Source organism: Citrobacter amalonaticus, assembly GCF_002918555.1.
In the GTDB taxonomy this organism is placed as follows: Bacteria; Pseudomonadota; Gammaproteobacteria; order Enterobacterales; family Enterobacteriaceae; genus Citrobacter_C; species Citrobacter_C amalonaticus_A.
Genome location: NZ_PQMB01000004.1, coordinates 354867 through 371969 on the forward strand (window position 1 = coordinate 354867; position 17103 = coordinate 371969).

15 protein-coding genes are annotated in these 17103 nt (G+C 51.3%); 7 read left to right on the forward strand and 8 right to left on the reverse strand.

Going from position 1 to position 17103, the window contains the following annotated elements:
- Positions 1-65: 65 nt before the first annotated feature.
- The 3 genes from C3432_RS19415 to C3432_RS19425 form a co-directional block, all read right to left on the reverse strand.
- The gene (locus C3432_RS19415; protein WP_103778189.1) at positions 66-1541 is read right to left on the reverse strand and encodes a fructuronate reductase; all 1476 of its coding nucleotides are present in this window, start codon (positions 1539-1541) and stop codon (positions 66-68) included.
- A gap of 214 nt (positions 1542-1755) precedes the next feature.
- A complete protein-coding gene (gene uxuA, locus C3432_RS19420; RefSeq protein WP_103778190.1) occupies positions 1756-2940 on the reverse strand; it encodes a mannonate dehydratase in 1185 nt (394 codons plus the stop codon).
- Positions 2941-3305: 365 nt separating this feature from the next.
- Positions 3306-3914: a DUF1062 domain-containing protein gene (locus C3432_RS19425; RefSeq protein ID WP_103778191.1), complete on the reverse strand. Its 609-nt coding sequence runs from the start codon at positions 3912-3914 to the stop codon at positions 3306-3308.
- 295 nt (positions 3915-4209) lie between these two features.
- On the opposite strand from C3432_RS19425, the gene C3432_RS19430 reads away from it, so the two are divergent.
- The 4 genes from C3432_RS19430 (at position 4210) to araC (ending at position 9051) form a co-directional block, all read left to right on the forward strand.
- Entirely contained in the window at positions 4210-4461 is a 252-nt protein-coding gene (locus C3432_RS19430) for a zinc ribbon domain-containing protein (RefSeq protein ID WP_103778192.1), read from the forward strand.
- Between the two features lie 445 nt (positions 4462-4906).
- Entirely contained in the window at positions 4907-6130 is a 1224-nt protein-coding gene (locus tag C3432_RS19435; protein WP_103778193.1) for an oligosaccharide MFS transporter, read from the forward strand.
- A gap of 17 nt (positions 6131-6147) precedes the next feature.
- Entirely contained in the window at positions 6148-8157 is a 2010-nt protein-coding gene (locus C3432_RS19440; RefSeq protein WP_103778194.1) for a beta-galactosidase, read from the forward strand.
- A 21-nt stretch (positions 8158-8178) separates the two neighbouring features.
- A complete protein-coding gene (gene araC / locus C3432_RS19445; protein WP_103778195.1) occupies positions 8179-9051 on the forward strand; it encodes an arabinose operon transcriptional regulator AraC in 873 nt (290 codons plus the stop codon).
- A 299-nt stretch (positions 9052-9350) separates the two neighbouring features.
- On the opposite strand, the gene C3432_RS19450 is transcribed toward araC, so the two are convergent.
- Positions 9351-9794 (reverse strand): hypothetical protein, encoded by a 444-nt coding sequence (locus C3432_RS19450; RefSeq protein ID WP_103778196.1) that lies wholly within the window; start codon positions 9792-9794, stop codon positions 9351-9353.
- Between the two features lie 171 nt (positions 9795-9965).
- Entirely contained in the window at positions 9966-10088 is a 123-nt protein-coding gene (locus tag C3432_RS28070) for a hypothetical protein (protein ID WP_258041632.1), read from the reverse strand.
- A gap of 555 nt (positions 10089-10643) precedes the next feature.
- Here C3432_RS28070 and C3432_RS19455 point away from each other — a divergent pair.
- From C3432_RS19455 to C3432_RS19465, 3 genes are read left to right on the forward strand one after another with little or no spacing between them, the layout of a single operon-like run.
- The gene (locus C3432_RS19455) at positions 10644-11321 is read left to right on the forward strand and encodes a helix-turn-helix transcriptional regulator (protein ID WP_146050932.1); all 678 of its coding nucleotides are present in this window, start codon (positions 10644-10646) and stop codon (positions 11319-11321) included.
- A gap of 56 nt (positions 11322-11377) precedes the next feature.
- The gene (locus C3432_RS19460) at positions 11378-12184 is read left to right on the forward strand and encodes an EAL domain-containing protein (protein ID WP_103778198.1); all 807 of its coding nucleotides are present in this window, start codon (positions 11378-11380) and stop codon (positions 12182-12184) included.
- Positions 12181-12675 carry a CaiF/GrlA family transcriptional regulator gene (locus C3432_RS19465; protein WP_103778199.1) on the forward strand — a complete coding sequence of 165 codons (495 nt, stop codon included), beginning with the start codon at positions 12181-12183 and terminating at the stop codon, positions 12673-12675. Before C3432_RS19460 ends, C3432_RS19465 begins: the two co-directional genes overlap by 4 nt.
- 198 nt (positions 12676-12873) lie before the next feature.
- On the opposite strand, the gene C3432_RS19470 is transcribed toward C3432_RS19465, so the two are convergent.
- The 3 genes from C3432_RS19470 to C3432_RS19480 are packed head-to-tail and all read right to left on the reverse strand — an operon-like array spanning position 12874 to position 16606.
- Positions 12874-15003 carry a polysaccharide biosynthesis tyrosine autokinase gene (locus C3432_RS19470; protein ID WP_103778200.1) on the reverse strand — a complete coding sequence of 710 codons (2130 nt, stop codon included), beginning with the start codon at positions 15001-15003 and terminating at the stop codon, positions 12874-12876.
- Complete coding sequence (locus C3432_RS19475; RefSeq protein ID WP_103778201.1) at positions 14994-15455, reverse strand: arsenate reductase/protein-tyrosine-phosphatase family protein; 462 nt, start codon at positions 15453-15455, stop codon at positions 14994-14996. Before C3432_RS19475 ends, C3432_RS19470 begins: the two co-directional genes overlap by 10 nt.
- Positions 15456-15457: 2 nt before the next feature.
- Positions 15458-16606, reverse strand: a complete 1149-nt coding sequence (locus tag C3432_RS19480; RefSeq protein WP_103778202.1) for a polysaccharide export protein — start codon at positions 16604-16606, stop codon at positions 15458-15460.
- Between the last annotated feature and the right edge of the window lie 497 nt (positions 16607-17103).

Sequence of the window (17103 nt, forward strand, 5' to 3'; positions counted from 1 at the left end):
GCGAGCCAAAAACAGGAAACGGGTCAACCAAACAGACATTAGGTTGACCCATTATCGTGAGCAGATCAGGCGTCGGCGCTTAACGCCGCGACACACTCACGCGCACCCTGTTCGCACAGCTGTTGATAAGCGAGCTTCACAGTCGCGACAAACTCGTGGTTATCACGGAGATCGTGGCTAAAGATGCCGCTTAAGGCCAGCAGCGCGTCCACACGTTCGTGGCCGTGATAGCGCTGGTTGATCTGCCGGAACTCCGCCACCAGCGGATCCACCACCTCAATATCATTGCCCTGTTCGTCCACGCCCTGCACGTAGCGCATCCAGCCCGCCACGCCCAGCGCCAGATGCCGCCAGTCGCTGCCGTTTTGCACATGCAGACGAATCGGATCCAGCAGACGCTGCGGCAGCTTCTGGCTGCCGTCCATCGCAATCTGCCAGGTGCGGTGACGCAAAGACGGATTGCTGAAACGCCCGATAAGCAGCGTCGCATAGGCGTTAAGATCGGTGCCTTCCGGCATGGAGAGCGTCGGGGCCTGTTCCTGCATCATCAGCGCGAACGCCGCATTGCGATATGCCGGGTTGGTCATGGTATCGGCGATAGTTTCATACCCGCCGAGATAGCCCAGATACGCAAGGAAAGAGTGGCTGCCGTTGAGCATCCGCAGCTTCATCATTTCAAACGGCACCACGTCCGCCACAAACTGCGCGCCGACCTTGTCCCACTGCGGACGACCGTTCACAAAGTTGTCCTCAATCACCCACTGACGGAACGGCTCGCAGGCGATAGCGCACGGGTCGTACACGCCGAGCTGATCGGCAATCTCCTGCAGGGTTTCCGGCGTGGCCGCCGGCACAATACGGTCAACCATGGTACACGGGAAGGTGGCGTGAGTTGCAATCCACTTCGCCAGCTCCGGGTCGCGCGCCTGCGCCAGCCCGAGAACCGCCACCTTCGCCACATGGCCATTTTCACGAACGTTATCGCAGGACATCACGGTAAACGCCGTCAGCCCCTGTTCCCGGCGCAGACGCAGCGCTTCCACAATATAACCAATCGCAGACTTCGGCGTTGCCGGGCTGGCGAGATCGTGCTGAATCAATGGGTTATTGAGATCCAGTTGACCGCTGGCGGCGTCGGTGCAGTAGCCTTTTTCCGTGACCGTCAGGGACACAATCGCCGTCTGCGGACGTACCATCGCGCGCAGGATCCCGTCGCAGCCGTCAATTTCCGGGTGCAGCGCCTCTTTCATCGAGCCGATCACCTTCAGCGTGGTGCTTTCCGCGCCCTTTTCCGCCACGGTATAAAGCAGCTGCTGTTTTTTCAGATTCTCAATCAGCACCCGGTCGTTACCCGGCATCAGGTTAACTTCGCAGATCCCCCAGTCGCTGTCGGTTGTTTCCAGTAAATGGTGAGTGTACAGCGCCTGGTGCGCACGGTGAAACGCCCCACAGCCCAGATGCACAATACGGGATGCCAGACGCGAGCGATCCCAGGCGGGACGGGCAACCGGCAGGTTGCTGTCAGCAATTGTCGTCGTCATTGAAAACTCCTGAACCCGCCGGGGAACCCGGCGGTAAGAGAAAGAAAAACCGGCATGGCGCACAGCCTCGCCGATATATACTCTAAATAATTCGAGTTGCGGGACAAAACGCGTAGTCGTTTTGAACAGCGCTTGCGCTGGCCCCGAAGGGGCGAGGCCGAAGGCCGGGTAACAAAGCCAGCACACCCACAACCTGAAGTATGACGAGTAAAGGTTAGCGGCTGAAAAAGGCGCGCTGAATAGCCATCTCAACGCCGCGCACTTCCGCCAGCCCCTTGAGGCGACCTATCGCGGAATAACCCGGATTCGTTTTCTTTTTCAGGTCATCGAGCATCTGATGACCGTGATCCGGGCGCATCGGGATCGGATCGTCCTTCCCTTCCGCCTTGCGGCGCTGCTCTTCTTCCACAATCGCTTTGACCACTTCGTACATATCCACGTCGCCGTACAGGTGCGCGGCTTCATGGAAGGTTTTCGGGTTATCTTCCCGCAGCGTGGAGCGCAGGTGAGTGAAGTAAATACGCGGGCCAAACTGTTGGATCATGTCGACCAGATCGTTGTCGGCACGCACCCCGTAAGAGCCGGTACACATGGTGAAACCATTGGCCATGCTGTTCACGGTATCCACCATCCACTGCATATCTTCCACGGTAGAGACAATACGCGGCAGGCCGAGGATCGGGCGCGGCGGATCGTCCGGGTGCACCGCCATGCGGACCCCCACTTCTTCCGCTACCGGAATAATGGCTTTCAGGAAGACGGCGAAATTCTCGCGCAGGCCGTTTTTGTCGATATCTTTATAGCGTTCCAGGTGCTGGCGGAACTGGTCAAGGGTGTAACCCTCTTCCGCACCCGGCAAACCGGCGATAATGTTGCGGGTCAGGCGCGACTTATCTTCTTCGCTCATCGTGGCAAAGCGCTCATGCGCCTGAGCGATTTCTTCTGCGGTGTAGTCCGCTTCCGCGCCCGGACGCTTGAGGATATGCAGCTCAAAGGCGGCAAACTCAATCTGATCGAAACGCAGCGCTTTTGAACCGTCCGGCAGGACATATTCCAGGTCGGTACGGGTCCAGTCGAGCACCGGCATGAAGTTGTAGCATACGGTACGGATCCCGCACTGCGCGAGGTTACGCAGGGACTGCTGGTAGTTGGCGATCCACTGGAGATAGTGACCGGAACGGGTTTTGATATCTTCATGAATCGGCACGCTTTCCACCACCGACCACACCAGCCCCGCCTCTTCAATAATGGCTTTGCGCTTTTGGATCTCTTCAACTGACCACACTTCCCCGTTCGGGATGTGATGCAGGGCAGTCACCACCCCCGTGGCGCCCGCCTGACGTACGTCAGCTAAGGTGACCGGATCGTTTGGGCCATACCAGCGCCATGTCTGTTCCATGCTTATTCCTCATTGATTGTTGTGGACTCGACGATATGGCGCATAAATTCCTCCTTTTGGTATAACATGTCAACCTTGAAGCTAAAATTGGTTAACCAAATCACAAGAATTGCTGACAGCGGTCAGTGATGAAAAAGCGACGGTGTAGAGAAACAGCGTCACTCTGTGACGGAATATGACATTCATATTATCAATGGTTAACGGGAGATCCGGGAGCGACGCCGCTGCTGATTTAAACAGCGCCTGTGTTTTAAACGGAGGATGGTGGTTATAACGCGTTAATAGCGGAACCCCGCTTCGCACGTCAGCCCTGGTCGCCCATTTCCTGTGGCGCAGCGATGCTTCCGGAAATGGGCTTCCTGTCGTTAACGACGCGTCAGAACAACCCTGCGTCGGGCATACAGCGTTTCCGCAGACAGCTGAAACTGACATTCCGCGGCCTTCAGCTTCCGCGATTTAAGCGTGTTCATCGTGACGCCACGTATTTGCCCTGACTCAATCCCTCTCTTGATTTCGGCAGTACTCAGCATGAGTTGCTTCTGCAAAATCGACAGCAGGCTGACCTGAAAAGGACGGGAAATCCTGACGCTAACGCTGATCCACTTGCAGGTGGTGAGGCATACCGACCACCGCTCCTGAATGCGAAAATCAGGCCTCCCCGACAGTTCGGCGTTGTTTCGCTTCAGCGTCGCTTTGTCACCGGCAAAATGACGCACCGTAGCGGCATCGTTCGCCATCAACCGCTGATAAAGTTCAGGGTTAATTTTGCTGACGTGCAGGCGCGAAAACAGGGAGATATTCCAGGTGTAATCGCAGTGCGTGCATTTATAAATGCTCCACACATCCAGCCGCTTCTTCTGCGAATTAACCCGTACAGCTCCTGAAGGGGCGAAGTCCCGTTTTACGTTGCACGAAGGGCAGCGTTTGGAAATACGCTGATACCCCACGGGCGTGACGATCCATGTAACTTTCATAACGTACCTTTTTTAACCCATACAAAATCGGATCCGTACTGAACGGACCGTAGATATTTATGTATGAAAAATATTTATAAGATATTTTTCAGTGGGTTAAAAAAAGATTTCCAACACGACTATCCTGTCAACAACCGAAGAGATACGTCGAGACTATCAAAGCGGCATTCATCGGGTATATGAGTTCAATCAATATTCAGGGTGGTCACGACAGGATCTGTTGATCTTACACGCTAATCGCCGCGCATTAATTCTGTATGTTTATCAGACAACAAAACGACAGAAGGAGCGCGTTATGACACAGCACGAACGGTTTTGTCAGGCCTGCGGAATGCCGATGTCCGCACCTGATGCGCAGGGGGCCAGCGATAAATATTGCGCTTACTGCAGCGACAGCGACGGTAATCTGAAATCCTGGGAAGAGGCCGTTTCCGGTCTGGCCAGGTTTCTTGACTCCTGGCAAAAAACAGGCGAGGAGGAGTCACGCAAGCGGGCAAAACGCTACCTGACAGCGATGCCCGCCTGGGCGCATAAAGCGGATGAGTGAGCCGCGTCTCCGTTGCTCAAAAAGAATTGCCCCTGATGAACCAGTACGGCAATTCACAGACAGGTATCGGACAATGACATTCTCAACGATCGCTGACGGGGGGCGCACTGCCCGTTAACGGGCGGTATCGTCACGCCAGCATCAGCATACCGGTTCCCGGCCAGGCGCGGCGGGCAAAGAGTCTCAGGCCTGGCGGGATCGTTCTCATCGCTGAACCTGGCCGGTACCGGGTTTCCACGACTCAGAACGCCCATCTTCTCCCTTTTTAAGAGAGGAAGCCCCCCCCCCGCTTCCTCCTCACATAATGTGAAGCTGCTCACGCCCATCTCGCTATAGCAGATTATTACTGGTCGATAGCGAAACGTTTATGACTCCCCGTAACGCGAAACGATAACGTTGCCCGTATCTCTACATCAAGCTTCCCGTATGAGGAAACGAGGGTATCATGAATAAAAATTACTCTATCAGTTGCCTGTTCTTCCTGTTCTTTTTTATTGGCTGGGGATGCTGCTATCCCTATTTGTCGCTTTGGTTAACCGAAACCATTGGCATTAGCTATACCGACGTCGGCCTGGTCTATTCATTTACCGCCATCATCGCGGTATGCGTGCAGCCGCTCTTTGGTTTTATTTCCGATAAACTGGTCTACCGCAAACACCTGATGTGGATGCTGGCCATTATCATTACGCTGTTTGCCCCCTACTGGATTTACATTTTCGCTCCCCTGCTGAAATACAACGTCATCCTCGGCGCAATGGCTGGCGGGGTTTATATCGGCATGGCCTACGGCGCGGGCTGCGGCATCTGCGAAGCCTATATCGATAAAGTCAGCCGCGCCTCCGGCTTCGAGTTTGGCCGCGCGCGGATGTTCGGCGGAATTGGCGCCGCCATCGGCACGTTTGCCGCAGGTAAGCTCTACGGTATCGATCAGAACATGATTTTCTGGCTGGCCAGCGCCGCTGGCGTTTGCCTGCTGTTTATCGTCTGGAAAACAGAGGTCGATACGACCAGCGCAGCGGTGAAGCAGCAGACAAAAGCAACGCCCGTGACCTTTAACGACGCGATTGCGCTGCTCAAAATGAAGAAGTTCTGGTTCTTCGCCTTCTATATGATTGGGGTGGGCGCTGTCTATGAAACCTACGATCAGCAGTTTGCTATTTATTACAGTGGTTTCTTTGAGAGCAAGGCGCGCGGCGCGGAAGTCTTCGGTTACCTGACCACCGGGCAGATCTTCCTGGATGCGATGGTGATGTTTTTCGCCCCCTGGTTCGTTAATAAAATCGGCCCGAAAAACGCGCTCCTGTACTGCGGTATGATCATGAGCCTGCGCATCATCGGCTCTGCCTGGGCCATTGGTCCGGTCTCCATCAGCCTGATTAAACTGCTTCACGGCTTTGAAAGCTCGGTGCTGCTGGTCGCAGCGCTGAAATACATTAGTGCTAACTTTAACCCGCTGCTCTCGGCCACGGTTTACCTGATTGGCTTTCAGTTCTCCAAAAGCTTCAGCTCCATTTTTCTCTCCACTGGCATTGGTCATATGTACCAAAGCATGGGTTTTACCAGCAGCTACGTGGTGCTGGGAAGCATTGCCCTCAGCTTCACCCTGCTCTCCTTTATCACGCTAGAAAAAACGCGAGCCTTCGCCCCACAGCCAGCAACGACATATTAATTTCATGAGGTAACTGCATGTCTGATTTATATTACGGTGTCGCTTATTACGACGAGTATATGCCGGAGGATCGCCTGGCAGAGGATATTGCGCTGATGCGCGAGACAGGCATCAACGTGGTGCGTATTGCCGAATCGACCTGGAGTACGCTTGAGCCACAGGAAGGTGAATACAATTTCTGTCACATTGACCGCGTCCTGAACGCCATGCATGAGGCGGGCATTGCGGTGATCATCGGCACCCCCACTTACGCCGTACCGGCATGGCTCACCGCCAGACACCCGGATATTCTGGTCACCACCATCAATGGGCAGCAGAAATACGGCCCACGACAGATTATGGATATTGTAAATCCAACCTTCCGCCGCTATGCGGAAAAGATCATTCGTACTCTGATGGCCCACGTGCAGCACCACCCGGCGATTATTGGCTGGCAGCTGGATAATGAGACCAAGCACTACAACAACGTCGGACGCTATATGCAGGAAGGGTTCGTGCGTAGCCTGCGGGAAAAATACGCCAGCCTCGACCAGTTGAACCACGACTTCGGCCTCGACTACTGGAGTAACCGCATCGACAGCTGGGACGACTTTCCGTCCGTGGAGAACACGATCAATGCCAGCCTCGCCTGCGCCTTTTCACGCTATCAGCGCCAGCAGGTAACGGACTATCTGGCCTGGCAGGCGAAGATCGTGCGCGAATACGCCCAGCCGCATCAGTTCGTGACCCATAATTTTGACTTCGAATGGCGCGGTTACTCGTTCGGTGTACAGCCGCATGTTAATCATTTTGCGGCGGCACAGGCGCTGGACGTCGCTGGCGTCGACATCTATCACCCAGGCCAGAAACACCTGACCGGGCGGGAAATCGCCTTCGGCGGGGCCATTACCCGGGCGTTAAAAGGCGGGAATAACTATTTTGTGCTGGAAACGCAGGCGCAAGGCTTTGCCCAGTGGACGCCTTACCCCGGCCAGCTGCGGCTTCAGGCTTTTAGCCACGTCGCATCCGGCGCGGCGATGGTGTCCTACTGGCACTGGCACTCTATTCACAATGCGTTTGAAACCTACTGGAAAGGGCTGCTGAGCCACGACTTTTCACGCAACGCCACCTGGCAGGAAGCGACGACCATTGGAGCCGACTTCGCCCGCCTTTCACCGAAACTTGCCGGGCTGCGTGCGGAAAACGATGTCGCGCTGCTGATCGATAACGACGCAATGGATGCGCTTAACCAGTTCCGCCCCGGCGACGCCCAGGGCAACGTCTATAACGATATTTTCCGCCGTTTCCACGACGCGCTGTACGACCACAATATCTCGCTGGATATCATCAACGATGTGACGGACGACACGGCGCGTTATAAGGCACTGATTATCCCCGCGCTATACGCCGCCGATGACGGCCTGCTCGAGCGAATTAATCGTTATATTGCACAAGGCGGACGCGCGTTGATTAGCTTTAAATCCGGCTTCAGCGACGAAAACGTGAAGGTCCGTAACAGCACGCAGCCCGGTATTCTGCATCAGGCCTGCGGCGTGAGCTACAACCAGTTCTCCCTGCCGGAAGACGTTACGGTGGCCTCCTGCACGCCCGCGCTTGACTGCCGCGAGCACAACGAGGCCGAACTGTGGATGGAACTGTTGACGCCAGAACCGGGCACACGGACGCTGCTGCGCTATCAGCATCCGGCCTGGGGTCAGTATGCCGCCGCCACCGAAGCAGACTACGGCAAAGGACGGGCGCTTTACGTCGGCTTCCTGCCGGGCAAGGCATTGATTAACCAGCTGTTCGGTGCGCTGACCAGCGATCTGCATTTACATTCGCGCAGCTCTGCCTGCCGCTTCCCGCTGGTCGCCAGAACGATGCGCAACCGCGACGGCAAGCGCATCCACTTTCTGTTTAACTACAGCGACAATCGTCAGGAGATTGTCGCGCAGGCCAGCGGCACCGAGCTGCTCAGCGGTAAAACGGTAACGTGCGGCGAGCCATTGTGTCTCAATGGCTGGGGCTTTAGTATCATCGAAAGTTAACGGCATCCGGGCGGAGGAGATATGGAGTTAGATATCAATGAGCTTTTACATTTCTCGCCGTTGATAAAAACCTTCACCTTTAACGCCTGGGTGGTTGCCGGTTTTACGCCGATTACCCGCGGCTCAAAGCTCGACTATTACATCAATCGCCCGCAGGGGATGAAGGGCTATATCATCAACCTGACCCTGCGGGGCCAGGCGAGAGCCAGGGCAGGCGAAGGATCGTTGTTGTCTGGCGAAAACGAGCTGCTGCTGTTCCCTCCCGGCGTGCCGCACCACTACGGGCGCGACGAGCACAGCGATCACTGGGATCATCTGTGGATCTACTTTATTCCGCGACCCTACTGGATCGACTGGCTGAAGTGGGATCACACCACCCACGGTATCGGCAAAACCACGGTGCACGATCCGCAGCAACTGCGGGTGCTGCGCGATCTGTTTTACGAGGTCATCCGCTACCATAACGATACGGCACCCCTCGCTGAGGCGCTGTCGATGAACGCGCTGGAGCGGCTGATCCTGAGCTGCTTCCAGCTCCAGCCTGTCAGCAACCGCCATGCCCACGACCCGCGCATTAATGCCGTCTGCGACTACCTGAATGAACATATCGCTCAGGAGATGAAAGTTGAGACGCTGGCGGCAATGGTTTTCCTGTCCCCCTCACGTCTGGCGCACCTGTTTAAGAACGAGCTGGGTCAAACCATCTATGCCTGGCGCGAAATGCAGCGGATTAATCGGGCCAGGTGGCTGGTACAGACCACAACGCTACCGTTGAACAAGGTGGCGCTGTCGGTCGGCTACAGCGACCCGGTCTACTTCACAAAGGTGTTTCGCAAACATAACGGCATTCCGCCAGGGGAGTACCGCAAGCGCTATGCGGCGATGAAGGAATGACGGCTCCCCGCAGCAGTAAACAGCGAACCAGTCCACATTGAAAATAAAAAAGAAAAACAGTGGAATGAAAACAAGCCCACCGACGGTGGATAAATTATTTTCCTGCAAAAGTCATTTTTTCATCAAAATTTGTCGAAGGATATAATACTTTCTCACCGATAAGTTTTAACTTATTAAATCAAAGTTCGGTGGGAGGCAATGGAAACACCATCAAAATTATTATGCAGGCTCAGGGCGTATCGGCTATCGTCGGGAATAACGTTTTCCATAAATATATTGCCGAAAGCCATCGTAACCCTTTATTTGCTAAGAAAATTAAACTTCAGAGCCTTACCTGTTTTTTCTGACAATTGACATTCGTAATCAAAAGGTGTCCAGCTATTTCCGGAGCGATACTGACCATTACCGGTGAGTCGGGTTGATGAGATGAGGCGCTGCTTATTGGTTTTCCCCTGGTCCATAATGACTTTATCAACCTTCGGAAAAAGAGACTTAACGTATTTTTGTGCCAAAGGTCTGCAGATAAACTCGGCCACCCGCTGGGCTTCTGTCCAGTTGCTATTGACATAATTCTGGTCGTCCAGATTACGGAGTTCTGTTTTAATCAGGCTATGCAAATAACTGGACTGAGCCGGATTCAAAACATGTTCATCGGCGCAGGCAGAACCCACAGCGCAGCTCCAGACTGCGGCAAAGATTAAAAATTTCTTTATACTCCGGGAAATATTCAGTACGTTTTTCATATAGATGCCTTTTAAAGATGAGCTAACTACCGAAGATATAAACGCCAGGATGGGAATAACTCTGCTCTGCATCAAAATTTTATACCATTTGTTTGCGCCCCTCCCCCGGAGACTGACCGTCGCTGCCACGTGTAAGATTAAGATGACCGCCGCAGGTATGTATATTGACTGTCACTCATGGTGGAACAGCAGCAACCAGACCCAGAACAGAAACCAGAACAAGAGTGAAAGAAAAGGATGATGCGTTGTTGATTCATGCCATAAATGACAGATAACATCCAGAATATCAGCCATATCAGAAAGCCTCCTTTCCTTGTACCTCTGAAAATCATCCTTTGTCTTTAGTGCCGTTCGTATGTCACGCTGAACCTGCATTCCTTATGACGATTTCAACGACAGAACGGAGATGTCAAGTGTCTCCGCCCCTCTCCATTAGAGATATGCACCAATATTGCAACAATTGATAGCTTATTTACCTATGTTTGATTATTTTAATGGAATTAAAATCTGAATTAGTCCCATTCACTCTCCAGGAATATTGTATATAATGTTACTCAATTCACTGTTATTACAGATTATTCCTTCAAATTCCCGATTAATTCCTGGCGCTTTTTTTCTCTGTACCGACCCCCTATCATCAACAGCCCAGAATAATATTAGCTTTCCGTGGTAATTCGCAGTCTGTTGTCAAAAATTACAGTCAGCTCATTACTTTCAGGAATCTTTACAATCTTATTAGTCCATTTCTGAAACCCCGGTTTCAGATCAAAAAAACAGGTTAGTTACGTGATATTTTTATCGCACAGCTTACCGGCAGGAGCCGGGGATAACCTACAGGTCAGACTGCCTGTGGGTGAAACACAGGGATGCGAATACATGAATGATTGCCGGACAGTGCAGGTAATGGCCTGTTGTGAATATTTCACCACAGGTATGCGTCACCTTTTTAGTGACGATAACATTACAATACATTTTATTAAACATATTGAAGATGTTGTTATTACAGATGACGCCCCGCTGGTTATTCTGCTGGTACTGGATTTGTCCGGTACTGAAGCCCTCAGTAATTTCAAAACTGCTGTGGATTTTTTAAATCAGATAAACGGGCGGAAACGTATTGGTGTACTGGTCAGCCGGTATAATGCTTACCTGACCTGGTATATTTCGCGTAAGTTTCGTGGCCATGTGACTTTTTTTAACTCTCATAATCTTCAAAGCGGTCTCTTCCGGCGTAATTTTCTGTCCTGGCTGGACGGTAAAACCTGGCGTCCCATGCGTGTGGTGGCCCGCTACCGGGACAACCGGTATGGTTTTTCCCTGAAGGAATGGGTGTCGCTGGTTATTCCCCTGAGCGGAGAAACTGTTCAGGAAATGTCTGCCTGCATGGGCATCTCTGAACAGACGCTATATCAGATAAGACAGAACGCCCTGAAGAAAATAGGAATAAATTCATGGCGGAAGTTCTGTGATTTATATCTTAGCGGACAGATTAAAACAGAGAATGACACGATTATCCGTCGGTACTGATGTTATTTAATTTCGACAGTAAATAAGCTCATATATTTTAATATGCAGGGGGCGGCATGCACTTTTCAGAAATTCGTCTGCAGCAGGCTTTTGCTCAATGTGAATTTATCCCATTTTATCAACCAGTTATTCATGCCGACACCGGAAAGGTCGCCGGATGTGAAGTTCTGGCCCGCTGGCTTAATCCGGAAAAAGGGTTACTGGAAGCGGGCACCTTTATTCACAGTATTGAAACAACCGGCCTGTCGGAATTACTGACCCGGACTCTGGCCAATAAGGTTATTCCGGATATTTACGATTTGCACAACGGCAGAACCGGTCATTTCATGCTGACGATGAATATTAGCCTGAGCCAGATTATGGCCCCCGGTTTCCGGGCTTATCTTGTCACGCTGAATAACCAGCTACGGCAGACGGGTGTGATACCCGTTTTTGAAATCACTGAACGTGAAGATATTCGCGATTTTACCGGTGCCGCCGACGTTCTGGCCGGACTGACCGGGGACGGGCTGTGTTTTGCCGTGGATGACTATGGTACCGGATATGCCGGTGAAACGCTGTTGGCTGTCTCCCGGGCCGCCTTTATCAAGCTCGGCTGTCAGGTTGCAGCGGATTTAACCGATCCTGTCACCCAGGCGTTTGTGACGGACACGGTCAGGCTGGCCCGCAGCTCGGGTGCCAGGGTGATTGCCGAAGGGGTAGAAACCGCAGAGCAGGCAAAGCAGCTACAGGACTGCGGGGTTGACTACCTGCAGGGTTTTTTATACGGCGCGGCCATGCCATTTGGTCTCTTTCATTATCGTCTGGGAGCCATGTCGCCCCGGCGTTCAGTTTATTTTTCAGAACAGGGAGAACCCCTATGAATACATTGCAGACTGTCGGCACGGTACGTGGCGGACAAAGTAACCACGGCGATTTTTATATGCCAGCGGAAATCCGCCATCTGGGCGGGATGCCGCTGTACCGGGCGGTGGCCTGGTGGGGGCTGTTGACGGGGAAGGCATTCAGCCGTGAGCAGGTCTGTCAGGCTTTCCGGGTGGACCAGCGCCGGGCCAGCGGCGTCCTTAATTATCTCTGTCACCGCTATCACCACGACGATATCACATTTGAGAGCTACAGCCGGCACCTGCCGGGCGGACACCGTCAACTGACGATACGCATTCTGGCGGTGAAGGAGTCGGCTAAACGCCCGGCGTCACCGACGCCGTCGACGCCGCGACGCCGGTCGATACCGACCGGGGATAACGCAGACCGGCTGATGGCACGCTGGCTTCTGTCCCGCCCCTCCGGCAATGATGAGGCGCGGCTGGCCGCGTGGAAAGCCGCCTGTCCGGTACCGGAAGACGCACTCTGAGATCCGTTCAGCATCAGTCCCCCTGCAGCCCGGACGACACGCCCCTCTCCTGACATGCCATTGCGGTCGGGGCCATTCTGTTAACCAGTAATACGCGGGAGTCTGAGCGGGTAGCGGAGATCCCCCGGCGTTTTATCTCTGCACGACCACCCACTTCTGCGGAGGTGGTCAGCAACCGGTATCTGCGTCAGAAGCGCCCTAATCTTTCAGATGCGAGTAATCATACTGACCATGACCATAACGATAATAGTCTCCGGCTCTTCTCTTCACTGCATTCAGAATACACCCTTTCACCATCACGCCACTTTGTTCCAGTCGTTTCAGGCTGCCAGTGATATCCTGAACAGTATCAACACCATACCGGACGACCATCATAACCGTTCCCGCATACCGGCCGATAATTGCAGCATCCGTGACCGCCAGAACAGGAGGTGTATCAACGATAATCAGATCATACTGAGAAGATGCCTCTGTCAGTAAAGCCGCCAGACGTGGATGTAAAAGCAGTTCCGTCGGGTTAGAAGGAACGGGACCACGACCGATATAATCAAACCCGTACTCCGGCAAAGACACTCTGGCCTGTGCAAGACACGCTCTCCCGGCAAGAATATCTGATAACCCTGGGCTTTCAGTGCCGCCAAACAACCGGTGCGCATATCCTTTGCGCAAATCCGCATCAATAAAAAGCACTTTTTTCTCTGTCAGAGCAACGATGTGCGACAGATTACTGCTGATGAACGTCTTACCCGCCCCCGGACTGGCGCCTGAAATCATCAGCACATGATTGTGCGCATCCATCATGGCAAAATAGATATTGGTTCGCAGACTGCGTATCGCTTCAACGGCCAGATCGGCAGGCATCAGGGTGGTTAACAGCCCTTCCACAGGAGCCTTATTTTTTCTGGAATGCGTTACCATCGTCAAAGACAGAGGCACGCTGGCGCATACGTTAATTCCCTCTCTTTCAAGCGCTTCGGTCGATTCGATCCCGCGACGAAATGCCACAAACATCAGAATTAACCCACCTGAAAAAATCATACCTGTCATTGCGCCGATAATAACGATAAGCAGCTTTTTCGGACTGACGGGAACCGCCTGCGTCACAGCCTCGTCAATAATCCTGACATTGCCGATAGCCCCCGCTCTGGATATATTCAGCTCTTGCTGTCGATTCAGCAACTGCTGGTAGACCAGCCGTTCAGACTCTACCTTTCGGCTAAGTCCCAATACCGTCTGCTGAGTGACAGGCATAACGCTAATACGCCCATTCAGTCTGCTTTTTTCTTGCTGTAATGCATTTTGCTTTTCCAGGAGCGCACGATAAACAGGATGTTCCTTATGATAAAGACGGGAAATTTCCGCTTCGCGGAACGTCAGTTCATTGAGCTGTTTATCCACATCCACAATCTGCTCAAGAATGGATTTCGTTTCCAGGGAGAGATCGACTGAATTATTTTGTTGCCGGTAAGCACTTAACCTGTCTTCGGCTTCGTCCAGCTCGGCCCTCAGAACGGGTAACTGTCGCTTCAGAAATAGCAGACTGTTCTCATCCCGCGCAGACTGCCGTTCAACATTCTGCTTCAGATAATAATGGCTGATACTGTCAAGAACGCCTGAAATCTGTGACGGATTTTCTCCTGTAAGAGAGAGACTTAGCATCCCTGTATTTTTCCCTGTTTCAGTAATACTGAAATGCTGTTGTAATGCGGCAATGGCAGCCAGATGCGTAACCCGTGATATAACAAAACGAGAACCTTTCCACGCATCGATTTGACGAATAAGCAAAGACACGCCATGCCCCTCAAGAGGCTTACCAGCAGAACCCTCGAGTATGAAACCGTCACCCGCAATCTGATAATGCGTGTTGTCCAGCACGGTCAATATCAGATGCATATTATCTTTGGATAATGAAAGATATGAAAAATCGATTACCCCGGATGCACTCCCTGTCAGCCGTGATAGTGTTATACGCATTTTTGTAAACCAGTCCGGAACAACCCGGTTCTGTAAGTTCAGGTCGTCAACCGCTTTACCCAGAATCATCCTCGATTTTAAAAGCGCAATTTCCGATGCGGGCGATGGCTGATGATCATTCAGAACCTCTTTCAGACCACTGAACAGGGCATTCTCCTGCTTCTGCTCAACCTGTATTAAGGCATCGGCCCGATAAATCGGTGTAGAGAACAATAAATATAAAACAGCAAATCCTAAAAAAAGGATGGTGCCGGAAAGGAACAGCTTCCAGTAGCGAACCAGCTCAGCAAACAAAGAGAGCAGGTCTATTGTTTCAGGTTCTGTCACCGCTGATGATGGAGTGATTAAAGACATCCATTCCTCCACGATAATGTTGAGTTTAATTTATTCGCCCACTGCTGGCTGGCTTGCGCAATGAGCTGATATACAGCCTCAAAGACAGCATCATCATAACCAATGGGGTCGGGGATATTCTGTTGAGCAATCCAGTGGCCAAACAAAAACGTTTTTCCCCGGACATACGGTGCCATACTTAAAATGTGGAATATATGTGTTTTCTCCATCGCCAGAATAAGATCGTACTGATTTAATTTATCTTCCGTCAGCGGTGTTCCTGTATGTCCTGCCAGCGACAATCCATACCGGGCTGCCACTTCTTTCATCTGGTAACTGGCCGCCAGCCCTGTACAGGCTCGGGTTCCTGCTGAGTCTATTTTCTTTTTTGGGAAAAGATGACGTAAATAGCGCTCTCCCACAGGAGAGCGACAAATATTTCCTGTGCACACTATCAGAACAGAATCAAACATAATTAATTCCAGTTTCTGACTAAATGGAAAGATTCTGCCATATTATGAATGCCAGAGATCGTCGGAATAAGTTGTGAAATCACCCGATTCCATTGTGACACCGGAGCACTGGTAACAAAAACAATGTCATAGGGACGGAGTTCAAATTCGGTCCCCAGTACCATCGCCGCTGCCTCCTGGGCATCCAGCCTGTATATATTTGCAATTTTTCCTTTTTTATCATTTTTCAATGAACGAATAACAAATATCCCCGTAGCATCTCCGGTAGACTGAGAAATTCCTCCCGAATCGCCTAACGCTTCAGCCAGTGTCATACCACTACGATCCATCTTAAGGGTACTTTGCTTCTCAACCTCGCCCATCACAAAGATTTTAAGGTTATCATTGCGGGGAACAAAAAGAATATCACCGGAAGACAGTAGCTGGTTTTGTGTCAGGTCGCCATTCTGGAATAAAGCGTATAATGAAATTCGGGTCTCTTTTCCATGGTGAGTTAAAATAACATTATGCCAGTCAGCATCATGCGCAAGGCCACCGGCAGCATTAATCGCATCGATCACGGTTAAAGGAATATTGGTCACTTGCTGTTGACCTGATTTCATGACTTCTCCGGTGACATAGATTTTTTGCGAGCGAAATGCGGCAACGCTGACATCAACCTGAGGACTTTCAATGTAAGTTGACAGGCGTGAGATAATAACATCACGTATTTCTGACAATGTTTTCCCGGCTACAGCTATTTTCCCAATATACGGATAAAAGATTGTGCCATCCGAACCCACCCAGTTCCCGGAATCACTTGCACTACGATACTCACCCGCCGGAGTTGTCAGTTCAGGATGATCCCAGACCGTAATCATCAGAACATCACCAGGCGCTGTTCTGTACTGATAGTTTTTTAGCTGAATATCCAGTTGTGGATTACTTCGTGCAACAGCAGGAGGGGGCCGGAGTTTTTGCGTTAACTCCGGCGTAATTTCATACATATTTACGACCGAATCCAGATCATATTTATTATCTGTCATCTGTGTTGTTTTTTCGGATGAAAATTTTAAATGCTGCCCAGGTAGTAATGCACATCCATTTAACATGCTCACGGCAAAAAGAAGAAAAAAATTTATGACATATCTGTCATATGCTCTTAACAACATTGTTAAACAATCCTTTAAAATCCAGTAGTAATAAAGTTATTGATTAAATGTGACCTGACATCCCCTGATAGCGTTAAAAGTAAACTCATTTCCTTCATCCCGGCAGCCCATCCGCTGAAGATGTCAAATGAATATCTTAAGCGCCGCCGGGTTGAGATTAATCAATATCTGTTATGCTATTAATGTGAATCATCATCCTTTTCTTATTCAGTTAACTTCACCAGGAAAACAGAGATTATAAATGCAACGATACATAATGAAAGGATGAGAAAGCATTGAAAACAAAGAGAAACAATCTTTGTTTTCAATGAGATAGTCATTGAGCGCAATCATTTTCTCAGGGGCAAATAGCTCTATATTCAGCATGTTATATTAACAATTTAAATATTTACAGAATTATTAACTATGGATACCAGGCCCCTTTTATACACGTTATTTAGCAGAGCACGTCAGCGGCATGACTGAAGCGGTTGTCCTTCGGGTATCTGTGCTGGTAT

Bases quoted from the DNA above. Each gene is read 5' to 3' on its own strand.
- C3432_RS19415 (WP_103778189.1), bottom strand. From the start codon at position 1,541: ATGACGACGACAATTGCTGACAGCAACCTGCCGGTTGCCCGTCCCGCC.
- uxuA (WP_103778190.1), bottom strand. From the start codon at position 2,940: ATGGAACAGACATGGCGCTGGTATGGCCCAAACGATCCGGTCACCTTA.
- C3432_RS19425 (WP_103778191.1), bottom strand. From the start codon at position 3,914: ATGAAAGTTACATGGATCGTCACGCCCGTGGGGTATCAGCGTATTTCC.
- C3432_RS19430 (WP_103778192.1), top strand. From the start codon at position 4,210: ATGACACAGCACGAACGGTTTTGTCAGGCCTGCGGAATGCCGATGTCC.
- C3432_RS19435 (WP_103778193.1), top strand. From the start codon at position 4,907: ATGAATAAAAATTACTCTATCAGTTGCCTGTTCTTCCTGTTCTTTTTT.
- C3432_RS19440 (WP_103778194.1), top strand. From the start codon at position 6,148: ATGTCTGATTTATATTACGGTGTCGCTTATTACGACGAGTATATGCCG.
- araC (WP_103778195.1), top strand. From the start codon at position 8,179: ATGGAGTTAGATATCAATGAGCTTTTACATTTCTCGCCGTTGATAAAA.
- C3432_RS19450 (WP_103778196.1), bottom strand. From the start codon at position 9,794: ATGAAAAACGTACTGAATATTTCCCGGAGTATAAAGAAATTTTTAATC.
- C3432_RS28070 (WP_258041632.1), bottom strand. From the start codon at position 10,088: ATGGCTGATATTCTGGATGTTATCTGTCATTTATGGCATGAATCAACA.
- C3432_RS19460 (WP_103778198.1), top strand. From the start codon at position 11,378: ATGCACTTTTCAGAAATTCGTCTGCAGCAGGCTTTTGCTCAATGTGAA.
- C3432_RS19465 (WP_103778199.1), top strand. From the start codon at position 12,181: ATGAATACATTGCAGACTGTCGGCACGGTACGTGGCGGACAAAGTAAC.
- C3432_RS19470 (WP_103778200.1), bottom strand. From the start codon at position 15,003: ATGTCTTTAATCACTCCATCATCAGCGGTGACAGAACCTGAAACAATA.
- C3432_RS19475 (WP_103778201.1), bottom strand. From the start codon at position 15,455: ATGTTTGATTCTGTTCTGATAGTGTGCACAGGAAATATTTGTCGCTCT.
- C3432_RS19480 (WP_103778202.1), bottom strand. From the start codon at position 16,606: ATGTTGTTAAGAGCATATGACAGATATGTCATAAATTTTTTTCTTCTT.